Annotated in this window: 18 protein-coding genes; 14 read left to right on the top strand and 4 right to left on the bottom strand. The window is 53.6% G+C overall.

Features of this window, described 5'->3' with window-relative positions; translation table 11 throughout:
- Positions 1–82: 82 nt before the first annotated feature.
- From FD19_RS01875 to FD19_RS01865, 3 genes are all read left to right on the top strand, one after another.
- Entirely contained in the window at positions 83–1,984 is a 1,902-nt protein-coding gene (locus FD19_RS01875; RefSeq protein ID WP_056968991.1) for a M13 family metallopeptidase, read from the top strand.
- A 325-nt stretch (positions 1,985–2,309) separates the two neighbouring features.
- Positions 2,310–3,827, top strand: a complete 1,518-nt coding sequence (locus tag FD19_RS01870; protein ID WP_056968990.1) for a helix-turn-helix domain-containing protein — start codon at positions 2,310–2,312, stop codon at positions 3,825–3,827.
- Positions 3,784–4,116 carry a hypothetical protein gene (locus FD19_RS01865; RefSeq protein ID WP_156639584.1) on the top strand — a complete coding sequence of 111 codons (333 nt, stop codon included), beginning with the start codon at positions 3,784–3,786 and terminating at the stop codon, positions 4,114–4,116. Before FD19_RS01870 ends, FD19_RS01865 begins: the two co-directional genes overlap by 44 nt.
- A gap of 46 nt (positions 4,117–4,162) precedes the next feature.
- On the opposite strand, the gene FD19_RS01860 is transcribed toward FD19_RS01865, so the two are convergent.
- On the bottom strand, positions 4,163–4,561 hold the full coding sequence (locus FD19_RS01860; protein WP_056968988.1) for a ribonuclease HI family protein: 399 nt from the start codon (positions 4,559–4,561) through the stop codon (positions 4,163–4,165).
- Between the two features lie 31 nt (positions 4,562–4,592).
- Between FD19_RS01860 and FD19_RS01855 the strand changes: the two genes are divergently transcribed.
- The 8 genes from FD19_RS01855 (at position 4,593) to FD19_RS01820 (ending at position 14,293) form a co-directional block, all read left to right on the top strand.
- The gene (locus FD19_RS01855) at positions 4,593–4,985 is read left to right on the top strand and encodes a hypothetical protein (RefSeq protein ID WP_056968987.1); all 393 of its coding nucleotides are present in this window, start codon (positions 4,593–4,595) and stop codon (positions 4,983–4,985) included.
- Positions 4,986–5,032: 47 nt separating this feature from the next.
- Complete coding sequence (locus FD19_RS01850; RefSeq protein ID WP_056968986.1) at positions 5,033–6,706, top strand: formate--tetrahydrofolate ligase; 1,674 nt, start codon at positions 5,033–5,035, stop codon at positions 6,704–6,706.
- A gap of 144 nt (positions 6,707–6,850) precedes the next feature.
- Complete coding sequence (gene lspA, locus FD19_RS01845) at positions 6,851–7,309, top strand: signal peptidase II (protein WP_054749412.1); 459 nt, start codon at positions 6,851–6,853, stop codon at positions 7,307–7,309.
- Positions 7,310–7,313: 4 nt separating this feature from the next.
- Positions 7,314–8,219 (top strand): RluA family pseudouridine synthase, encoded by a 906-nt coding sequence (locus FD19_RS01840; RefSeq protein WP_054749411.1) that lies wholly within the window; start codon positions 7,314–7,316, stop codon positions 8,217–8,219.
- 273 nt (positions 8,220–8,492) lie between these two features.
- On the top strand, positions 8,493–9,041 hold the full coding sequence (pyrR, locus tag FD19_RS01835) for a bifunctional pyr operon transcriptional regulator/uracil phosphoribosyltransferase PyrR (RefSeq protein ID WP_054749410.1): 549 nt from the start codon (positions 8,493–8,495) through the stop codon (positions 9,039–9,041).
- Entirely contained in the window at positions 9,034–10,323 is a 1,290-nt protein-coding gene (locus FD19_RS01830) for a uracil-xanthine permease family protein (RefSeq protein ID WP_056968985.1), read from the top strand. The genes pyrR and FD19_RS01830 overlap by 8 nt, the downstream gene beginning before the upstream one ends.
- A 27-nt stretch (positions 10,324–10,350) precedes the next feature.
- Positions 10,351–11,451 (top strand): carbamoyl phosphate synthase small subunit, encoded by a 1,101-nt coding sequence (locus FD19_RS01825; RefSeq protein WP_054749409.1) that lies wholly within the window; start codon positions 10,351–10,353, stop codon positions 11,449–11,451.
- Positions 11,444–14,293, top strand: a complete 2,850-nt coding sequence (locus FD19_RS01820) for an ATP-binding protein (protein ID WP_056968984.1) — start codon at positions 11,444–11,446, stop codon at positions 14,291–14,293. The genes FD19_RS01825 and FD19_RS01820 overlap by 8 nt, the downstream gene beginning before the upstream one ends.
- A gap of 95 nt (positions 14,294–14,388) precedes the next feature.
- On the opposite strand, the gene FD19_RS01815 is transcribed toward FD19_RS01820, so the two are convergent.
- Complete coding sequence (locus FD19_RS01815; RefSeq protein ID WP_056968983.1) at positions 14,389–16,095, bottom strand: NFACT RNA binding domain-containing protein; 1,707 nt, start codon at positions 16,093–16,095, stop codon at positions 14,389–14,391.
- Positions 16,096–16,269: 174 nt separating this feature from the next.
- Between FD19_RS01815 and FD19_RS01810 the strand changes: the two genes are divergently transcribed.
- The 3 genes from FD19_RS01810 (at position 16,270) to FD19_RS01800 (ending at position 18,239) form a co-directional block, all read left to right on the top strand.
- A complete protein-coding gene (locus FD19_RS01810) occupies positions 16,270–17,136 on the top strand; it encodes a DegV family protein (protein WP_054749404.1) in 867 nt (288 codons plus the stop codon).
- Positions 17,137–17,343: 207 nt separating this feature from the next.
- On the top strand, positions 17,344–17,913 hold the full coding sequence (locus tag FD19_RS01805; RefSeq protein ID WP_056968982.1) for an NUDIX hydrolase: 570 nt from the start codon (positions 17,344–17,346) through the stop codon (positions 17,911–17,913).
- A gap of 32 nt (positions 17,914–17,945) precedes the next feature.
- Positions 17,946–18,239 carry an ArsR/SmtB family transcription factor gene (locus FD19_RS01800; protein WP_054749403.1) on the top strand — a complete coding sequence of 98 codons (294 nt, stop codon included), beginning with the start codon at positions 17,946–17,948 and terminating at the stop codon, positions 18,237–18,239.
- Between the two features lie 1,500 nt (positions 18,240–19,739).
- Here FD19_RS01800 and FD19_RS01795 read toward each other — a convergent pair.
- Both FD19_RS01795 and FD19_RS01790 read right to left on the bottom strand, forming a co-directional pair.
- Positions 19,740–20,669, bottom strand: coding sequence for a manganese-dependent inorganic pyrophosphatase (locus FD19_RS01795; protein WP_056968981.1), 930 nt, complete (start codon positions 20,667–20,669; stop codon positions 19,740–19,742).
- A gap of 45 nt (positions 20,670–20,714) precedes the next feature.
- The gene (locus FD19_RS01790; protein ID WP_054749402.1) at positions 20,715–21,677 is read right to left on the bottom strand and encodes a LysR family transcriptional regulator; all 963 of its coding nucleotides are present in this window, start codon (positions 21,675–21,677) and stop codon (positions 20,715–20,717) included.
- Positions 21,678–21,772 lie beyond the last annotated feature (95 nt).

Genomic DNA, 21,772 nt, shown 5'->3' with positions numbered 1-21,772 from the left:
GCGTTTATCCTCATAAATAGTAAAATTATGTTAATCGCTATCTAATTTAGTTTTAATTTATGAATGATAAGGGGGAGACAGAATGGCTGCAAAGAGCAGTTTTAAGGACGATTTGTACCTAGCAGTTAACGGTGAATGGGAGGCCACCGCCGTCATTCCTGATGACAAACCCACAACGGGTGGATTTAGCGACTTAGCCGATGGGGTTGAAAAGCACCTAATGGCTGATTTTGCCGCATTTCGCGACGGCCAGGCCACGCCGCCAAACGAATTGATTCAGCGAGCCACCGATTTGTACCGCATTGCCGGTGATTTTGGACGCCGTGACCAAGAAGGCATGGACCCCCTGACACCACGACTAGCCAAAATTGAACGGTTGGCCTCGCTCACGGCGTTGAACCAGCAGGCGGCGGATTGGGATCGTGACGGCTTGCCGCTACCGTTTAATATCGGTATTGAACCCGACATGAAGGACACCGCCAAAAACGCCGTGTACCTGTACGCATTGCCGACCATCTTGCCTGACACAACGTACTACGCTGAGGATAATCCAGCCAAGCAGCCACTATTAGCAGCTTACCGGCAGACCGCGGCAGGCCTACTCAGCCACACGAATCTAGATGACGACACCCAGTCGGCGTACATTGAAGCCACGCTCCGATTCGATGCCACCATTGCCGTGCACGTAAAGAGTAACGAGGACAAAGCCGACTACCCGTCACAGTACAACCCACAGGACCGAGCGACCGTGGCCCAAAAGATGGCCCCATTTGCCTGGGACGAGTACCTGCAGGACTTACTACCAAGTGAACCGCAACAGATTATCGTGACCGATCCAGGGTTCCTGGACGCCTTTGCCTCAATATACAATGACGACACCTTTACCGATTTTCGCGCTTGGGCCTACGTTAATGAGTTGCTCAGTGACGCCAGCTACCTTAGTGAGGAATTACGCCAGGTTGCCGGTACTTACCGCCGTGCCTTAACTGGATTATCGGCGCTGCCGAACCAGGATAAGTCTGCCTACCGCATCGCTAATCAGGTATTTAGCGAACCCATCGGTATTTACTATGGGCGCAAGTATTTTGGCGAAGCCGCGAAGGCTGACGTGACCAAGCTGGTACAGCGCATGATTGCCACCTACAAACAGCGCATCAGTGACAACGCGTGGATGTCGCAGCCAACTAAGGATAAAGCCATCGTGAAGCTCAACACCATGGTGCTGAAAATGGGATATCCGGACAAAGCTAACGAGCGTTACGACCACTTTCAGGTCGACAAGGATGCCAGCTTGTTAACCAACTTGCTGGCCATCCACCGTGCTGGTGCTGCTTACGCAGTCGCCCAGTTGGATCAGCCCGTTGATCGCGGGGAGTGGGGCATGCCTGGACAATTGGTGAACGCATGCTATGACCCGTCACGTAACGACATTACGTTCCCCGCTGCAATCTTGCAGGCACCATTCTACAGCTTGGGACAAAGTAACTCGGAGAACTTTGGGGGCATCGGCGCCGTCATCGCGCACGAAATCTCACACGGCTTTGACAATAATGGGGCCAAATTTGATGAATTTGGCAACCTGAAAAACTGGTGGCAGGAATCCGACTACAAGGAATTCAAGCGCCTGACGCAGGCCATGATTGATGAATTTGACGGGCGCGATTACGCTGGCGGTAAGGTCAACGGCAAGTTGATCGTCAGTGAGAATATCGCCGACTTAGGTGGTATGGCGGCTGCGCTGTCGACGGCTCAGCAGGACGATAACGTGGACCTGAAAGCCTTCTTTACCAACTGGGGCCGTATTTGGCGGCAGAAAGCCCGGCCTGAATACGCCCAGTTGCTCCTGAGTAGCGACGTCCACGCACCCAACCGGTTACGGGCTAACATTCAGCCGCAGAACTTTGATGAGTGGTACACGACGTTTGATGTACAACCAGGGGACGGTATGTACCTGGAACCAGAGCGACGCGTGGCAATTTGGTAACTAACAATTGATTGTGGTTATCCCAATATGGGGTAGCCACTTTTTATGTCCGATCAAATTTATGTCCGATCAAAATGGGAGTAAGGTAATGGCGGCTAGATAGAAACTAGTTACGTGGCACAGGAATAACACTGCGCATGGATGTCTTGACACAATTTAGTCAATGTAAACGATAAGTTGAAGCCGATTTTTGCAGCTTTTGCAAATAAAATAGTCAAATACTGGAATTTTGGGCACTTTTGTTTGGCCTGTAGCACTGGGCTTCGTATAATCAAAGTACAGATAGTTAACGCTAGTGGGACAACCATTCACGAGGATGAGATACATGCCTGCATACGAATTGTTTTTGAGCCAAAAAGAACTAGCCAAGCTCAATTTCTACCAAATGGTGATGGACCTGCCACCAAATGAGCGCACGTGCGCGCGGTTTGCCGACCAGCTGCGCGTCAGTACCACCACAATTTACCGGAACTGGCAAACCATCACGAACGACCTACACCAGTTTATCCGGCCCAATGAACAGCCACCCAAATTATTGGAGGCGAGTAGTGCACCACCGGAACACGACATTCCCGCCGCGCGCTATGCGGTGTATTTGATGCGCCATTCACTTGTGGGGGACTTTCTGCGGTCAGTCCTCACGCACCCAGAACGCACCCTCGACGATATCGCCAAGGCGCACGAACTGAGCACCAGCACGGCTACCCGCCGATTGCGGCCATTACGCAATTTCTTAGCTAAGTTTGACGTTAACCTGACGTACTCGCCCATTGGCATTGAAGGTTACGAACCAGTCGTACGGTTGACCCTCAGTCAGTTGATCTGGCAAATTGACCAAGACGGGGTGACCTTGTTCCCGTACGTGGAAGCACAGGCCCAGAAGGTTACGCGGCAATTACGGACAGCGCACCTAGTGGTCAACAATTGCCCGTTCCTGCGCGTCCAAAACATGGTCACGATTGCCATCCTCCGCAACCAGCAGGGCCACGCCATGCCCGCGTTGCCACCACTACACAAGATCCTACAGGTGACGGGGTACAACGGTATCGTTGGGACCCGTACTGAATTTGTAGCCAAGCATCCGGCTGATACCGCACTAATTCACCTCGAAAGTCTGCTCATTGGTAACTTTCACAGCGAAGCCGATCCCGACCTGCAACGCTTGCTGCAGTACCATAACAAATCCAACTCGGCCAGTTGGCGCCTGGTATCGGGAATCACCCAGCGGGCACGTACCCTAGTCGGTTTTAGTGGCTCCCACCGAAATAAAGTGCTCCTGGCCAACATGCTGGCGGTTACTGTTGTCCTGGAAATAATTGACCACAAGGTCCCGACATTTGACCCATTAGCCCTCGGCGGTCAGCGGCCAACATCACCAGCCCTCGAGCGAATGCTCAGACAATACTTTGCAACCTTACCACCGTCAATGGCTCGCTTTCAGCATATTGCGAGCAGCCTAATTGTCCGCTACATTCCGCTCATGACTAGTGTCGTCAATCTCGGTGTACCTACGATTGGCATTGCCCTGGACCCCGAACAAGAGCAACAAGTTTATTCCGCGCTGATTGAAATTGCGCGCAGCGTGCCCAGCGTCCAGATCGTGGCCAACCCCCGGGATGCTGACATCGTAGTGACCACGCGTCTCAACGCCGATCCCCGCTACTTTACGTTGGCACCTCATAGCCGTTCGTCATGGCTAGCCCTCGAAAAACGGGTCCATGATTGCGTAGGTCACAAAAGTGGGCTAGCCAAGCGCCCCGAGATTGCCTATACTGTTATCGAACGGGGTGAGTATAGTAATGAGCAAAAAGACGAAAAAAATGGAGCAAGCAGTCCTAATTGATATGGACATCACGCTGATTGCGTCCGCTGAACGGCACGTTCAGGGGTTGGAAGGCCATAACGCCGTGTTGAACGCTGTCTTGGACGCTACTAAGAACGGGCTCGACGGGGTGGACGATTTGTTCCACGACGGTGGGATGGTTCGCGAAGATATTCGGGCCATCGCCACGGGCTTCTTGCGCGATGCCACTGACCTAGAGGGAACCGCCCTTGAAGACCGGGTGGACGAAATGGTGAGTGGGGCCGTCAAGTACCTGCACAGCCATCAAGGTGACTTTAAGAACATTTAATTACCACTGGCATAAAGGCCGGGCCCAACGGCCCGGCCTTTATTAGCTAAGATGCTGCTTCTGCCCGGTGCAACGCTGTTTGTGCGAGCTCATGAGCACGACGATTGACGTGATCATTTTGCCAGGTGGGAATCACCAGGGTGATCTGATCAGCCAGCGCCATAATCCGCGCCACTTCGGCGGCAAAGTGCTTGGCATAGCGTTTGTCCAGGGCGTCCACGACAATCTGGCTATCGGTAATCAGCGCCACTTGTTCGTGCTGCCAACCGCGATCAATCACGGCTTGCAGACCCAAGGCAGCAGCCTGAAACTCAGCTTGATGATTCGTCATGACGGCCAGGGGCGTACTCAGTTCAACAGTATCACCATGACCAACAATCAGGATACCAGCACCACTAGGCCCCGGGTTGCCTTTTGTAGCTGCATCTGTGTACAATTTAAGCATTGAAATCTCCTTGAGAATGGAAAGTGATTATTTGAAACACCAACTAGCATACCAACCAGCGCCGGTCGATTGCGTGATTTTTTGGGGACTCATCGTGGCGGGACTAGGTTTGACGGCCGTCGTCCAGTTGGAGCTCCTCGGTTTGTCACCCATCACGTTAGCCATTGGTGCCGTGACCGTCATTTGTGCTTTAGCCCAACTGTGGCGTTACCGTATCAGCGTTACCGCGCACACCATCAGGTTAGGCCGGGTCCTACCCGGCAATTCCATTATTTTGGATACAAACCAGGTGACTATTCAGGTCCAGGGGCCGCACACACTGATTTTTAACACTCAGCGTTATGGGGTGCTCACCATTTCTACGTGGCGGCGCTCCAGCGTGGTCGCCAGCCAACTACAGGCGTGGTTAACCACCACTAAATAAACCATCAAGTCGCAACGCAGTCAACTCACAGAGTGGAGGTATTTTCCGTGGAAGATATTGAAATTGCCCAGCGTAATGAAGCCAACGAAATTCAACCCATCACCAAAATTGCGGCCGACCTCGGCTTAACTGCCGACGAGGTTGAGCAGTACGGACCGTACAAAGCCAAAATCAGCACCGCGGCTTTGCAACGAATGCGGAAGCGCCCCAACGGCAAGTTGGTGTTAGTCACGGCCATTAACCCTACACCTGCGGGGGAGGGCAAATCAACCGTGGCTGTGGGCCTAGCCGACGCGATGCACCGTATGGGTCAAAAAGCTGTCCTCGCGTTGCGTGAACCATCCCTCGGCCCCGTTATGGGCATGAAGGGGGGCGCTACCGGTGGCGGCTACGCCCAGGTGGTGCCAATGGCTGACATTAACCTCCACTTTACCGGCGATATGCATGCCCTGACGAGTGCGGTCAACACGCTGGCAGCATTGATCGATAACCACTTGCAGCAGGGCAACGCGCTACACATTGACCCGCGACGTATCCAGTGGAAACGGGTGCTCGACATTAATGACCGTGCGTTGCGCCACGTGAACATTGGTCTGGGTGGCCCCACGTCGGGCGTGCCCCGTGAAGACGGCTTTGACATTACCGTCGCTAGTGAACTGATGGCCGTGTTGTGCCTAGCTGAAGACCTCGCCGACCTCAAACAACGCATTGCGCGTATCGTGGTGGCCTACACCTACGACCGCACGCCCGTGACCGTGGACATGCTGGGGGTAACCGGGGCAATCACGATGTTGCTCAAGGACGCCATCAAACCCAACCTGGTACAGACGCTGGAGCACACCCCGGTCCTGATTCACGGCGGCCCCTTTGCCAACATTGCGCACGGCTGCAACTCCGTCGTAGCCACGCGCACCGCGCTCGAATTAGGCGACGTGGCCATTACCGAAGCCGGCTTTGGGGCCGACCTCGGTGCGGAAAAATTCCTCGACATCAAAGCTCCGGTGCTCGGCAAGACGCCAGACGCCGTAGTCCTGGTCGCCACGTTACGTGCCCTTAAGTATAACGGTGGCGTCGCTCGGCGGGACCTACAAGCTACTGATCCCGCGGCGGTGCGGGCCGGCTTTGCCAACCTACAGCGGCACATCCACAACCTCCAGCAATACGGCTTGCCCGTGGTGGTGGCCATCAACGCCTTTGCCAATGACGACCCCGCAGAAATGCAACTGGTCCAAGACCTCTGTGCGGATCAGGGGGTCAAAGCCGTGCCGGTCACCGTCTGGGCGGATGGGGGCGCCGGTGGGGCCGCTTTGGCAACGGCCGTCAATGACGCCCTCAGTACCCAGCACCAATTCCAGCCACTGTACACCGACACCATGCCGGTGGAGGATAAAATCCAGACGGTGGTGCAGAAAATTTATGGTGGCCGCGACGTCGCGTACGCCCGCAAAGCGCAGCGCGCCCTCAAAACCATTAAGGCCAACGGGTGGGACCATCTTCCGATTTGCGTAGCCAAAACCCAGTACTCCTTCTCTGACGACCCCAAGCTACTGGGCGCCCCAACTAACTTCACCATCCACGTGAGTGATATCATCCCCAAAGTGGGGGCCGGCTTCCTGGTCGTCATGACCGGAACCGTGCTAACGATGCCCGGGCTGCCCAAGCACCCGGCGGCCAATGATATCGATATCGACGCTAACGGCCACATTACCGGTTTGTTCTAAACCAGGCCGTTAATAGGCTCGCAGCAACCCGCACGTACGGGGAAGTATGCTACAATCAATTCAAGCCGAAACGTCCCGGTCCGACTGACCCAGTGATGGTTGGACGGCCGGGACTTTTCTTTGCACTGTAGGAGGATTACCAGTTTGATTATCTACGTTTTGATTGCCATCGCGCTGATTGTTATCGACCAGTTAGTGAAGGCTTGGGTGGTCGCCCATGTCGCTTTAGGGGGCTACGCAACCTTCATTCCTGGCATTGTGAGCATCACGCACATCAAAAATACGGGCGCCGCATGGAGCATGTTCCAGGGCCAACAATGGTTCTTTTACATTGTGACCCTGATTGCACTCGCCGTCGTGGTATGGCTGTGGCGTGATAGCGCCCACAAGCCGTTTTACCGGCTTGGTCTGACCCTGATTACGGCGGGGGCGTTGGGTAACTTTATCGACCGGGTGCACCAACACTTTGTCACCGATATGTTCCAACTCGACTTTGTGAATTTCCCGATTTTTAACGTGGCGGACATGTGTCTCACGGTCGGGGTCGTGCTAGTCATCATCTACGTACTCCTGCTGGATGGCCGGGAACGGCGGGGGAGGTAAGCGCATGAAACTCACGATGATGGTTACCACCGAACATGGTCGCCTGGATCGCGTGATTACGGATTACTTCGACGACGTCACGCGGTCACAGGCGGACAAATGGCTTCACGCCGGGTTGGTCACGGTTAACGGCCGTCCCGCCAAGGCTAGTTACAAAGTGGCGGCAGATGACCAAATCGTCATTGCGGCGCCAGAGCCGACCGTACTCAGTGCCAAGCCACAAAATATCCCCCTCGACATCGTCTATGAAGATGACGACGTGCTGGTAGTCAACAAACCGCAGGGCATGGTCGTACACCCAGCTCCGGGGCATCCCGATGGCACCTTGGTTAACGGCTTGATGTACCACACCACGCTGTCACCCATTAACGGGGTATTGCGTCCCGGCATCGTACACCGCATCGATAAGGACACGTCTGGACTGCTGATGGTGGCAAAGACGGCGACGGCCCACCAAAGCTTAGCCGCACAGCTGAAGGCGAAGACCACGGACCGCGAATACCTTGCCATTGTCCACGGCAATATCAAGGAGGCCACGGGGACGATTGACGCACCACTGGGTCGGGACCCGAAGAACCGTAAAAAGCACGCGGTGGTGCCGAACGGTCGCCACGCGGTCACGCATTTCGAGGTCGTGGAACGTTTTGGTAGCTACACGCTGGTCAAGTGCCGACTGGAAACGGGGCGGACCCACCAGATTCGGGTGCATATGGCGTACATTAAGCATCCGGTAGCAGGGGACCCGTTGTACGGCCCCAAGCACACGCTACCAGGAAATGGTCAGTACCTGCACGCCGCGACGCTCGGGTTTACGCACCCCGTAACGGGTCAACACCTCGAGTTTAGCGCCCCGTTACCGGACTACTTTGAAGCGATGCTGACGCGGTTGCGGTATGGCGCCTTCAATTAGGCCTACCGCATAAACGTCCGGGAAACCGTTGACAAGGTGCCTTCACTCAACTAGACTTAAACCAATTAAATATTTGCCTTTAACTAAGTCCAGAGAGGCTTGGAAGGAATCGTGCCTCCGCGGGGGCAACTAGGTCGCAGAGCGCCTTCCATCCAGAATCGGGACGGGGGCGTTTTTTTATCGCGCGTTATCGCGCGGAGCCCCCAGGTTAAAGACCATACCATCAACTAGAGCAAGCACTTGTTCCAGGTTGGTCAAAGGAGGAACTATTTTATGTCCAAAGAAGTTGTCGACGCTGTCACCATGCAGCGCGCACTGACACGCATTACATACGAAATTATCGAACGCAACAAGGGTTTGCGGGACCTCGTCTTTGTAGGAATCAAAACTCGCGGGGTGTACTTAGCTCAGCGCCTGGCGACGCGCATGGCCCAACTAGAAAACGTGACCGTGCCCGTGGGCTCCCTCGATATCAGCAACTACCGGGATGACCGGGAACCAGCCGATGGCAACGCCGCCGTCGATACCAGCGAGCTACCCGCCAAAATTAACGGGCAACACGTCATTTTGGTGGACGACGTGCTCTACACCGGCCGCACCATTCGCGCAGCGCTCGACGCCTTGATGGCATACGGGCGGCCGCGCATGATCTCCCTGGCAGTACTGGTCGACCGCGGTCACCGCGAATTACCGATCCGTCCTGACTTTGTGGGCAAAAATATTCCGACGGCCCTCGATGAACAAATCAAAGTCAACGTCAGCGAAATCGACGGTCATGACGGCATCACCATTAGCAACGGCAAGGAGGCCCACCATGAGTAAAACTAACCCTAATGACGGCATCGTCCTAGGTATTCACGACCGACCGACTTTCGGCCAGTGGGTCGGGCTGTCCATTCAGCACCTCTTTGCCATGTTCGGTTCCACCGTATTGGTGCCGCTGATGGTCGGTATGGATCCGTCCATCGCGCTGTTTAGCAGTGGCGTCGGGACGCTCATGTACATCCTCATTACCCGTGGCAAGATTCCTGCCTACATGGGTAGTTCGTTCAGCTTCATCACGGTCATGGCTGCACTCATGAAGGGGGCCGGCTATCCGGCAATTGCCCAGGGTGTTGTGGCAGTCGGCGTAGTATACTTAATAGTGGCCTTGATTGTGAACGCCGTCGGCAGCAAGTGGATCGACCGGGCCTTACCACCAGTCGTGGTGGGTCCCATCGTGATGGTTATCGGGCTGTCGCTAGCATCCACGGCCGCAACCGACGCAACTATGCGGACCACGGCCAGTGGCGGCAGCGTGTACGACCTGCGCTACTTTGCCGTAGCTATGATCACTTTGGCACTGACGATTATTTACAACATGTTCCTCAAGCGTTTCATTAGCCTGCTACCGATCCTGTTGGGCATCATCAGTGGCTACATTGTGGCCATTTGTTTCGGTTTGGTCAATTTTAGCACGGTCGCCCAGGCACACTGGTTCAGCTTGCCACACTTTCAGATCCCCTTTGTGACGTACCACCCGCAATTTTATTGGGGAGCAATTCTGTCCATGGCACCAATTGCGTTCGTCACGATGACCGAGCACATGGGCCACATCATGGTACTGAATAAGTTGACCAACCAAAACTTCTTTAAGGACCCCGGCCTCAACCACACACTCGCTGGTGACGGGACCGCGTCCATCATTGCGGGCCTTGTTGGCGGTCCGGCCGTCACGTCTTATGGTGAAAACATTGGCGTTATTGCCATGACCAAGGTCCAAAGTGTCTGGGTCCTCGGCGGGGCGGGGTTCTTCGCCATCGTCTTTGCCTTTATTGGCAAGCTATCCGCCTTGATCGAATCTATTCCCGGACCCGTTATTGGGGGCATTAGTTTCCTGCTCTTTGGGGTGATTGCTAGTAACGGGCTGCGGGTGTTGATCGACAATCACGTCGATTTCAACCGTAAACGTAACCTGATGATTGCCTCGACCATCCTGGTTATCGGCATTGGTGGCGCTAGCCTGCAATTTGCTGGCTACACGTTCTCCGGTTTGGCCGTAGCGACGGTGCTAGGAATCGTGCTCAACTTTGTTTTGCCCGCCAAGGCCGCTAATGAACAATAAATTTTCCATCCAAAAGGGGTGAACCCCATGCAACGCTATCTTATTCTCGAAGACGGTACCGCGTTTGTCGGCACCGGCTTTGGTGCGTCCATCGTTTCGTCCGGTGAACTGGTGATTCAAACCGGTATGACTGGCTACCAGGAAACCATCACCGACAAAGTAAACACCGGCTGCATCATTGCCTTCACGGCACCGACCATCGGCATGGTCGGCATTAACCGTGATGATTACGAAAGCATTGACCCATCCGTGCGTGGTGTCGTCGTGAACGAACTTGCCCAGGTGACCGCCCACCAGGGAGGTAAAATGTCCCTGGCGGAGTTTCTCAGCCAACTGGGCATCCCTGGCATTACACATATTGACGTCCGGGCACTGCGTCGGCATATCGACGCGACCGGTCCACAAAAAGCCAGCATTGTGGACGCAGCTGACGAGCACGCCTTTGACCAGTTACGGGCGCTCGTGCTGCCCCACAACCAGGTGCAGCAAGTTTCCACCGAGCGGCCATACCCGTCACCGGGTACCGGCCGCAACATCGTGGTCGTCGACTTTGGCCTCAAACACAGCTTATTGCGCGAGTTCGCCGTTCGTGACTGCAACCTGACCATTGTACCGGCTACGACTTCCGCCGATCGCATTCTCACCCTGGATCCGGACGGGGTCGTGCTCAGTGACGGGCCCGGCGATCCGGAGGACACCCAAAACGCGTTGCCGATGATCCATGGCATTCAAGGACACTTACCGCTCCTCGCAATTGGTCTTGGCTACGAACTGTTCGCCATGGCCAATGGTGCCACCACAAAGCGGCTCGCACATGAACACCACGGCCTCAACTTTGCCGTGCGCGAAGTGGCCACCGGCCGTATCGACATCACGTCGCATGATCACAGCTTCACCGTGGACCCGGCTAGCCTAGAACACAACGACCAACTGCTGATTACGCACCTGAACATCCTCGACAAAACGGTGGAGGGGTTACGGCACCGCCAGTACCCTGCATTTGGTGTGCAATTTCAGCCAGAAGGTGCGCCGGGTAGCAAGGATGCCGATCACGTGCTGACCGAATTTATGGAATTAATTGACGCTGAGCAATCCAAAGCTGAGAAGGGGGCCAACCAGCATGAGTAATACCGTACAAAACATTCTGGTCATTGGGACTGGCCCCGTGGGTTCGGCCCAACCGACCTCCTTTCCAGCCGCCGTCGCGACCGCTTGTCAGGTTCTGACCGCCGCTGGGAAGGACGTAACGCTGGTGACCAGCGACCCCAACGCGCCACGGGACAACCACATCGCTAGTCGTATCTTTGTGGCGCCCTTAACGGTGGAATTCATCAGTCAGGTGATTCGACGTGAACGGCCTGACGCCATTTTGGGTACCATTGGGGGACAAAGTGCCGTGCACATCCTCCGGCAAGTGCAGCAAAGTGGCCTCCTGCGTCAGCTACACATTCCGGTGCTTGATACCACCGATACCATTCTTAATACACTGGAGGACGGCGAAGCCTTTCGGCACTTCCTGGGTGAACAACACCTACCCAACCCCGAATCGACATACATCAAGGTTGATAGCCAAGCCACTGAAGTTGCCGACAAGATCGGTTACCCCGTGCTGATGCGGCGGGGCGCCAACCGGGGCATTGCCAACAACGCCGACGAACTACGGCAGTTGATCAGCACGACCGACCACTGGGGCAGACTCCGTATTGAACGGGCCATCAATGGTTTGAAGGCCGTGGAGTGCGTCCTGGTGCGTGATAATAACAACACCAAGTTGCTGATTGGAACGAGTGAAAACTTTGACCCGGTGGGGGTAAACCCCGCCAACACGATCGTCTTGTCACCGGCACAAACCATTACCGACCGTGAACGCAACGTGCTACGAGCCGCCGCTTTCCGGGTACTAGACGCCCTGGATATCCGGGGGACGGCCACGTTTTCCTTTGCCCTGGATGAGACTAGCAACGACTGGTACCTACTCAAAGTGCGGGTGGGGACCACCTGGGCTACCGAACTTTCCCAGGCGGCGACGGCCTACCCCGTCACGGAGGTGTCCACCCAGATTGCGCTGGGTTTGAACCTGGACGATATCCGCATTGGGGCAGGAATTCCCGCTGTGATTGAGCCCACCCAGGACGCCATTATGGCGCGCTTCCCACAGTTTGGTGAAGACCACCTCAACGGAGCTACCCTCGGTCCCCAGTTGGTCGCCAGTGGCGCCATCTTGGGAGCAGGGGCCAACGCCGAGAGTGCCATTATGGAAGGACTACGTATCCAGTTGGGGCCTAAACTGACAGCGGACGTATTGCCCGCTACCATCACCAACTGGACGGATGACGAATTGACCCAGCACATTATTCGGCCTAATGGTCTCCGGTTAGCGACCATCTGGTCTGCTTTTGCTCGCGGTTATTCGCTCAGTGAACTGGTTGAATTGTCCCATATCAACATTGGGTTGCTAGCCATCGTGCAACACTTGGCCCAACTCCACCAGGCACTCAGTCAACACCCCGGGGACATGGACTTGCTTAAAGAAGCCAAACGCTACGGTATCACCGATGCCAGCATCGCGCAGCGTTGGGACATGACGGCCGATCAAGTGGCCGCTTTGCGTGATGAGTTGGCCGTTCAGCCGACATTTAAGGCCATCGACGGGGGCGGGCAGATCATCAACGCCTCGCGGTCGTACTACGCTAGTTTTGGTGCCGAAAACGAACCACGAGTGGGCACTAAACCCCGCGTCGTTATCGTTACCCCCACGAGTACGCACCTGTGGCTGAATGAAGCGCAGGGGGCCGTCACGGCCGCATTGGCCGACGCCATCGCCCATGCTGGTTACGCACCGGTCATCATTACCAACAGCACGGTCAAACAAAACGTTGCTGGTGTACGCCGCTACCTGGCAACAAGTAGCACGGAGGAAATTCTCAGCATTATCCATCATGAAGACCCCATCGGCGTAATCTGTCAGGCTAGCGGTAACGATGGCGCGGCCTTGGCGGGCCGGCTTCGGGCCGCTGGAGTTAACGTCTTGGGAAGTAACGCTGATTGCGTCACCACCTTTGACCAATCCCAAGCCGGCGCGGCCGTCGCTAATGAATCTGACAGCGACTGGCAGGTCAGCTTGGACTTTACTGCCGCGATCAAGCCCGACAGTACGCACCTGGCCGTGGATGCCATCAGTGACGGCGACACCGTGGCGGTGCTCGGTGTCATCAATAGTTTGGAGCGTAACGCTGACGTTGCTGGCACCGTGCTCGCCGTTACGCCACCACGTCGCGGGGTAGCCGCACTGACGCGTCGAGTCACCGCCATCACCGTCAACCTGGCCAAAATGTACGGACTGATCGGCTTTGTGCACACCGAGTTTGTCGTCAACGACCACCAGATCACCGTCCGCCGCGTCGCACCCACCGTTAACGCCACCGTGCCGTTCCTCGCCAAGACGACGACCGTGGACTATGGCTACCTGGCTGCCCACGTTTACTTAGGCAACAAGCTAGCGGACCTTGGCATCAGCTCAGGGCAGTTAGCCCAAGCAGACGGGGTGCACGTCCTCTTGCCGGTCGTACGGCAAGGACTGCCCACGCCGGGTACCGACCGCCCCGAAATGGTGCAGACTGGCGTGGTCATGGGCAGTGACAATTCACTGGGTAAAGCGTTGATCAAAGCCTTTGCGGCCGCCCACCAACCGTTACCTGATCACGGTCCAGTACTACTCGACCTGGGCACCGATAAGTCCCAAGCTTTAGCGGGCCGACTACGAGCGCAGGGCTTCCAGGTTCAGCCGGCGGGCACACGCATCACGCGTGCCAACGTGCGGTTGGTCATTACTGATAACCCATCGACGGACACCCGAGCGCAGGCCACGGCGCGGACAATTCCCATCATTAACAGTGTCTGTGCGGACGCGATGTTACGGGTGTACGAAGCTCGGGCCTTTTCGCTCGAACCACTTGCACCAATTTCGTAGTAAGCCAAAAAGGAGACGGTCAGTACGTTGCGTGTTGTCTACGCAGTAATGACCGTCTCCTTATTGTTATTTAGTTTGTTATCAGTGCATTTACTTTACATGGTTGGTTGGTGCCGTAACTTATCTACAAGCTCGACGGTCGGGGTGACCGCCAGGGTCCGCTGCCCCGTATACACGACAAAGCCGGGCTTGCTGCCGTTGGGTTTGCGAATTCGCTTAACGGGAATATAGTCCACCGGAACGTTGGCGGATTGCCGGGCTTTAGAGAAGTAGGCAGCCAGAGAGGCAGCCTCTTGCAGGGTCCGGTCGCTGGGATCTGCGTCCTTGATGATGACGTGGGAACCCGGAATATCCTTAGCGTGTAGCCAAATATCGTTCTTTGCGGCGGTGTGCAACGTCAGTTGTTCGTTTTGCAGGTTGTTCTTGCCGACCAGAATGACGGTGCCATCGCTAGCCCAGAAGCGTTCCGGTTGTGCCACTTTGGGCTGCCGTTGCTTCTTGGCTTTGCGTTGCTGGCGAATGTAACCTGCATTGGTAAGCTCCGTCTGGATGTCCACCAAGTCCTGCGGGGCGGCAATTTCCACCATAGCCTGCACGCCCTGCAGGTAGTGGAGTTCAGACTCGGCCTCCGCCATCTGCTCGTGCACGTGGCTGACGGCTTTACGCAGTTTTTGGTAACGGGTGAAGTACTTCTGCGCGTTCTGGTTTGGTCCCAGTTCCGGAGCAAGTTTGATCTTGATGGGTCGCATGTCGTCGTAAAAATTCGGTAGCTCCACCGACTTGGCGCCGCGCGGCACATCACGTAGGTAGGTCGTCAAAATTTCACCCCGGATGCGTAACTCGTCCGCCCGGTCACTCTCATCGAGGGTGTGCTGCAATTTCTTGAGCTTTTTGGACAACCGTTCCGTATTCGTCCGCAGCACCCGAATTAACTTGCTACCCACTTCTTGAACGCGGGCGCGCTCAGCCCGTTGCGCGTAGAACGCGTCGAGCAGGGCGGATAGCGTCGGGTAACTGTGCTGTTCGCCACTGATGGTGCGCAAGGGGGTAGCGGCAAACTGCGGTTTGGCCGCATCGATTAGCACCGGCTCAGGGTGATCAAACGCATCCATGAAGCCCGTCCACGCCGCTTGCGGCAAACCGTGTTGCAAGCGGGTTGCCATCTCGAGGGCAGCATCGCGGCCAAAACCCTGGTAACGGGTCTGAATGGCCTTGGCTAAACCAGCAGTGTCGGTGCCAAACTGCTCGACTAGGCTGGTATAGTCAGTTGCTTGCGCCATGAATGGGTCCAGTTTATCCTGGTAGGGTGGATCGACATATTCGGCTCCCGGAAGTAAGATGCGGAAGCGGTTCTCATCGGGGTGCACGTGGCGAATCAGTTCGAGAATTTTGTGTGTGCGCTGATCCACCAGAATGACGTTGCTGTGACGGCCCATGAGCTCGACCACGAGGCGCAAGGACACGGAATCACCAAGCTCATCCCGCGTGGCAAAGTCAAAGTAAATAATACGGTCAGCACCAACCTGTGTAATGGCCGTCAGGGTAGCCGCGGCCAGGTATTTACGCATGGCCATAGTAAATGGCGTCGGTACTTTAGGGTTCGCAAACGGAATCGTCGTGATCTGAACGCGTGCAAGTTCTGGGTTAGCCGACAGGAGCAGCGTCTGGTTATGACGATTAGCACGAATGCTCAGCATTAGTTCGTAAGGGTAGGGCTGTGAAACTTTCATCACCCGCCCAGATTGTAATGCGGCTTGCAATTCGCGCACCATTGCGTGGGTAAATAATCCGTCAAAGGACATAATATACCTCCTTAATTAGCTCATTCCATTGTACTAGTAGTTGCGCCCACGTGCAAAAGTATGTTTGGTCCGGCACACAGGCCTACCGAACGGAGTGAGCGGGGGCGTCATGGCCTTCACTCAGGTTATGTGTTATAGTATTTTGGTATAATTTTGAAGGAGCTGGTTCAACTTATGAAAATTGCCATTGTGACCGACAGTACTGCTTATCTTTCTGATGAAGAAGTACAGGCCAACAATATTACTGTCGTACCCATTCCCGTGATTCTTGACGGGCAAGTGTACGACGAAGGAAAGGACATTACGCCAACTGAATATTACGCGAAACTGCGGTCGGCCAAGACTTTTCCGAGCACGAGCCAGCCACCCGTTGGTGAAATGATTCATCTTTACGAAAATCTCCGCAATGAAGGTTACGACAAAGTCATTAGCATTCACTTAGCAAATACCATTTCTGGTTTTCAGCAAACCCTCCGGACCATCGCCACCGAAATTGATGGACTTGAGGTCACCGTGTACGATTCACAAATTACGGTCAAGCTGATGGGGTGGCTCGTACTGGAAGCCGCACGCATGGTGAAACAAGGCGCGGACGTGCCCACCATTGTCGCCCGTCTTGACGATCTGCGTGCCTCCATGGGTGAATACTTTATCGTCAACGACCTCCAAAATCTGGTTCGTGGGGGCCGTTTATCCAACGCTGCCGGCTTCATTGGTGGCATGCTCAAGATCAAACCGTTATTAACGTTCGACGATGAATCCCATAAAATCGTGGCCATCGAAAAGATTCGCTCCATCAAAAAGGCTTACGCGCGGGCAGAGACTTTGTTCCAAGCCGCCTTGGATAAAGTTGATTATCCAGTACGGGGATTGGTTATTCACGCGAACGATCCGGATGCAGCAGCTAAATGGCAGGCTGAACTGGAAGCCAAGTTTCCGGATGTTCCGTTTGAAACTTCCTATTTTGGCCCGGTCATTGGGACCCATCTAGGTGAAAAGGCCATCGCCATTGCTTGGATGAAGGACTTCACACGCGTATAATTGACGTCGGCAAAATTGACGTCGGCAAATGCAAATGGATGTAATTACAATTAACAATTACAACAATTACAATTAGTAGAACACTTAGTTGAACACTGGTTGGTAGGACACTGTTAAATCGCAATTATAATATTGTATAATGTAGGCGCAATTGTAGCGCCTATTTTTGTGCTCATAAAATTATCGAACTAAGGGGTAACCATCATCATGCTTAAGCGACCACAAACGACTGGCAACATTCTCAGCAGCAAAGAAGTCTACCGGGGGCCTATTTTCAAAGTTTTACAACAAACAATTCAAACACCAGACGGGCTGACGGTCAAGCGCGACTTCGTGGAACATGGTGCAGCCGTGGTCATGTTAGCCATGACGGCAGACCGACAGCAGGTCTTGGTCAACCAGGAATACCGTGTCGGCATCAACGGTGAGGCCATCGCGTTGCCCGCTGGATTGATCAATGATGGCGAAACGCCACTCGTGGCCGCCAAGCGTGAGTTGGCCGAAGAAACGGGGTACGTTGCCACCGAACTGCGGCCGTTTACCGTCATGATGGCTTCCGAGGGTTTTACCAACGAGCGGATCACCGCCGTCCTAGCGACCATCGATCCCCAACAGCGAACCGATCGCCACTTTGACCACGATGAGTTCGTCGCAACGAGTTTGGTACCGATGGACGACCTGATTGAGGCCGTACGTGACGGCGAAGTCACATCATCACAGACCATTGCAGCAGTGAGCTACTACTTGGCGTTTATAGCACATCGCGACACAAATTGATTGAACAGCAGCGTTAAACGAGGAGATTAGCCATGAACATTAAGCAGACCATCAGTAACGATGAACTACGCGTCAAAATCTTCAAGGCGTTGGCGGATGAAAGTCGGTTAGCCATTGTTCGGTTACTACACAGTGAAGGTCACGAATTAGACTCCACATCAATTGGCCAGCAATTGGGTATCAGCAAGTCAACTTTGTCATACCATTTGAAGCTCCTCCGCGAAGCTGGACTAACGAATACACGGCGTGCTGCGCAAACCCGGTACGTCAGTGTGAACAACCAAGTCTTTGCTGCGGTGCTACCAGGATTTCTGAACACATTGTGATGAGTATGCCATCAACAGAGTCGCAACACTTGCCGTACGTTATTAATGCACGAGTGATTAATGCACGAGTGGGGGGCTCGGCTGATGGCATGACTAATCGTTTAATTCTAGTTTACATAATATATATTATACGAAGAAAACACTGCGGAAGATTATTAAGTTAAATGCGATCAATCGCCGCGTTAACCTCCCGCCTACACGTGCACCAACATCTGGCGTCTAAGTTGCAATGCATGCATGAACTCTGTCGCTCATTGACTATTGCCAAACCGAGGAATTCCAACTACTCAATTAGGTTCTTGACGTTTACGTTGACTAGACTCTAAAACTCAGCACCAACAAACGCATGTCCTAACGATTAAAATCCCGACCAAACCAGTGCTTATTCTTCACGCCAGCAAGACTATATTTAGTTCAGGCATTGCACTTGATTTCATCATCATCATAATGATAATGCGCTTATGTCCAGCGACGATCAGCCGCGCACTGACGGTCAACTGACCGTCTATCAGTTTGAAATTGCACCAGAATCGTCCTCTGGGCACACCAAAATCCAACAATGTCTATTACCGGCAATTATCAGCCCCACGAATGACCTGAACTACGATTTGCGCGATCAATTATTTCAAACATCATGCAGCTATCGCGTAGCGCGCATCTTGTGTTCAGAACAATCCCAGCCCACGCCTTCATCCATTAAAACTATCTGTAACAACTAACTACGACTTAACTACAACTACTAACTAATAACTAACTAATAACTAACTAAAACTACGCTGTACAAAGAACCTGTGGCAGCTCCGTTTATAGTGACTTTTTATAGTGACTTTGCCGCACACAAATGTAATTTATGACAACAATCCAGACTCAGCAGTACGTTTTTACTAAATTTTTTACTAAATAACGTAGTGGCTGTTGTTCCGCAACGAGCAGTACATACATCAAAATTTCAATTTTGGCCCAATTTTTGGTTGCGTGCACACATATACCATACGCGCTTAAGCAACGAAATTCATCCTTGATAGCTGGCACATAATTGACCGTCAAGCCACATTTTCAATAACGCTAGCTCTTCCGACGATTTCAGCTCAGCATTACTTTTGTCCTTAGTGCCGTTGTCGTTATTGGTAGCATTTGCGTTCTTTTACCGATTAATTCACTAGATTTAAAACCTGATGACATTCAAAATTAATTCCATAAACCCTATAAAATCAGACTACAAGGTTTGGTTCCCAGATCCAACTGCTTCGCAATCTGCTTTTGTATTTACCCTGACTCACAAACCGTTTAGCTCATCAATTCCCCTTTTTAGCGTTTAAATAACGAGTAACATCAGATGTTTTCTTCCAGGTTACCCTTTATTTTCCTCCCATTTTGCGAGTGCCACTCCCCTATACCAATGCTAATGGGGCAGGTGACAACCACACCCATTTAACCAAAAAAAGCGATGTGCACCCCGTTCGGTACACACCGCAATAAGAATTCAAGTATCGCTGGACATTAGCCCTTGTAGGCAGCCGTCAATGGTGGCACAACCTGCTTCTTCCGGGAAACTACACCTGGTAGCGCAATCCGGTCTTGATCATCAAACTTCTTGCCAAAGGCTTCCTCAACCTTGCTACGGTCGCCAATAACAAACCCGACCGAGTTGCTGTTTAAGATATCAGTGGCGATAACGAGGAACAGGTCGTAGCCTTCCTTGTCTGCTTCAGCCTTCATGGCGTCCTGGATAGCTGACTGACGGTCGTAGATTTCGTTAAGGTCAACGGTGTTGATCTGGTCGATCCGCACGTTGGTACCGTTCATGTCGAAGCTCTTGGCGTCACCATCAATCAGATCCTGATCACTGCGAGCGCTAAGGTTAGTCCCGGCCTTGAGCATCTTCAGGCCGTATTCGTTCAAATCGATCCCAGCCAATTCCTGCAGCTCGGCAAAAATACGCCGGTCTTCATCCGTAGTCGTTGGGCTCTTCAGCAACAACGTATCAGAAATTAAGCCAGAAGCCATCAAGCCCGCAATCTGGGGACTGATCTTAAAGCCAGCTTCTTTGTACATGTGGAAGATTACGGAGTTGCAACTGCCCAGAGTTTCCATACAAATGTTTACTGGCGCGTCCGTCTCAAAGTTGGCGACCCGGTGGTGGTCAACCACGTACTGCACCGTGACCTGGTCACGGTCCGGCACTGACTGCTGGGCTTCGTTGTGATCCACCAGCATAACACTGTCCGTTTCGTTGGCCGCAGTCTTGATGACCCGCGGTACGGACTGCTTAAAGTAGTCGAGCGCGAACTTAGTCTCGGCATTAGGTTCGCCTAGCGCAACAGCCTCCACGTCGGTGTTACCAGCCTGGCGCTGGTATTCCGCAAAGGTAATGGCACAGGTAATAGCATCAGTATCAGGGCTTTGGTGTCCAAAAATCAAAGTTGTCATGAAATAATTGCTCCTTTATGTTTAATTAACGGCTTATGCAACCTTTTATAGTCTACCACGGGTCCCACTGATACGAGCGTAGTAATCCTCCTCGTCCAGATATTCTTTGAACTCATCCAGGAAGCCCGCAATCCGCGGAATCTGGTCCTTCCCCCGCCGGTAGACGTAACTTAATTCAAAGTGAATGCCCGGCTTAAACTGGGAAGCCTCCGCGTCGATGGCGTCCTTGTGGGCACCGTAAAAGCTGGGCGGCAAAGCGGTGTTGACGCGCGTCGCGTTCGAGAACTTTGCCAACTGGTACGGTGTGGTGAAGCGGGCCACGGGTTCCGGCATCGTCACCAGCTGGTTCTTGTACGTCTCTGCCAGTAAGTGGGACAGAAAGTAATCATCCGGGTAGGACACCCATGGGTAGCTAGCCGTTTGCTCAAAGCTGATTCGCTTCTTGCCCTCCAACTTGGCGCCGTGGTGCAGGTACAACAATTCTTCATCAAAAATCTTACGTGATTCGTACGGCTTCCAGTTCTTGATGGAGTCGTCAGGCAGATACATGACCGCCAAATCGATCCGGTTGTTTTCAAGGCTTTCCCAAATTTCGCGTCGAGTCATGATCCGGAAAGTCACGGTAATATCTGGATGCTCTTCGTAATATTTAGCGATGAAGTCCGCAAACACCGCATCCTCAATGGACGACAGAAAACCAATTGAAATTTCACCGGAATTAGCACTCGTCGTCCGCTGGATTTCATCCGTGGCGTTGTTCATGACCTGGTAAATTTCCTGAGCTGCCGTCAACATCGTTGCCCCGGCATCAGACAAGTGTAACTTCTTCCCCACAGAGAAAAACAGTGGGGCGCCAACGGACTGCTCCAGCTTTTTGATTTGCTGGGTCAACGCTGGCTGCGTAATGCCCAGCAACTGGGCAGCCTGCGTATAGTTCATCGATTCTGCTAGTTGCATGAAGTACGCCAAAGTCTTAGCTGAAAACAAGGCATCATGATTTGTAGCCATAAGCTAGTCTCCTCTAATTTTGTTTAGCCACCCCGGTTCCAGACTACCTCGCCACAACTACCACGGGGCATCCCGGCACGGCCCTTCCATTTACA

Source organism: Lacticaseibacillus thailandensis DSM 22698 = JCM 13996 (assembly GCF_001436135.1).
Lineage (GTDB): Bacteria > Bacillota > Bacilli > Lactobacillales > Lactobacillaceae > Lacticaseibacillus > Lacticaseibacillus thailandensis.
Note: the sequence above shows the minus strand (reverse complement) of the source record. Positions and strands in the feature narration are given on the sequence as shown.

Excerpts from the sequence above, each read along its gene's own strand:
- FD19_RS01875 (WP_056968991.1), top strand. The coding sequence starts at position 83 with ATGGCTGCAAAGAGCAGTTTTAAGGACGATTTGTACCTAGCAGTTAAC.
- FD19_RS01870 (WP_056968990.1), top strand. The coding sequence starts at position 2,310 with ATGCCTGCATACGAATTGTTTTTGAGCCAAAAAGAACTAGCCAAGCTC.
- FD19_RS01865 (WP_156639584.1), top strand. The coding sequence starts at position 3,784 with ATGAGCAAAAAGACGAAAAAAATGGAGCAAGCAGTCCTAATTGATATG.
- FD19_RS01860 (WP_056968988.1), bottom strand. The coding sequence starts at position 4,561 with ATGCTTAAATTGTACACAGATGCAGCTACAAAAGGCAACCCGGGGCCT.
- FD19_RS01840 (WP_054749411.1), top strand. The coding sequence starts at position 7,314 with ATGAAACTCACGATGATGGTTACCACCGAACATGGTCGCCTGGATCGC.
- pyrR (WP_054749410.1), top strand. The coding sequence starts at position 8,493 with ATGTCCAAAGAAGTTGTCGACGCTGTCACCATGCAGCGCGCACTGACA.
- FD19_RS01830 (WP_056968985.1), top strand. The coding sequence starts at position 9,034 with ATGAGTAAAACTAACCCTAATGACGGCATCGTCCTAGGTATTCACGAC.
- FD19_RS01825 (WP_054749409.1), top strand. The coding sequence starts at position 10,351 with ATGCAACGCTATCTTATTCTCGAAGACGGTACCGCGTTTGTCGGCACC.
- FD19_RS01820 (WP_056968984.1), top strand. The coding sequence starts at position 11,444 with ATGAGTAATACCGTACAAAACATTCTGGTCATTGGGACTGGCCCCGTG.
- FD19_RS01815 (WP_056968983.1), bottom strand. The coding sequence starts at position 16,095 with ATGTCCTTTGACGGATTATTTACCCACGCAATGGTGCGCGAATTGCAA.
- FD19_RS01810 (WP_054749404.1), top strand. The coding sequence starts at position 16,270 with ATGAAAATTGCCATTGTGACCGACAGTACTGCTTATCTTTCTGATGAA.
- FD19_RS01805 (WP_056968982.1), top strand. The coding sequence starts at position 17,344 with ATGCTTAAGCGACCACAAACGACTGGCAACATTCTCAGCAGCAAAGAA.
- FD19_RS01800 (WP_054749403.1), top strand. The coding sequence starts at position 17,946 with ATGAACATTAAGCAGACCATCAGTAACGATGAACTACGCGTCAAAATC.
- FD19_RS01795 (WP_056968981.1), bottom strand. The coding sequence starts at position 20,669 with ATGACAACTTTGATTTTTGGACACCAAAGCCCTGATACTGATGCTATT.
- FD19_RS01790 (WP_054749402.1), bottom strand. The coding sequence starts at position 21,677 with ATGGCTACAAATCATGATGCCTTGTTTTCAGCTAAGACTTTGGCGTAC.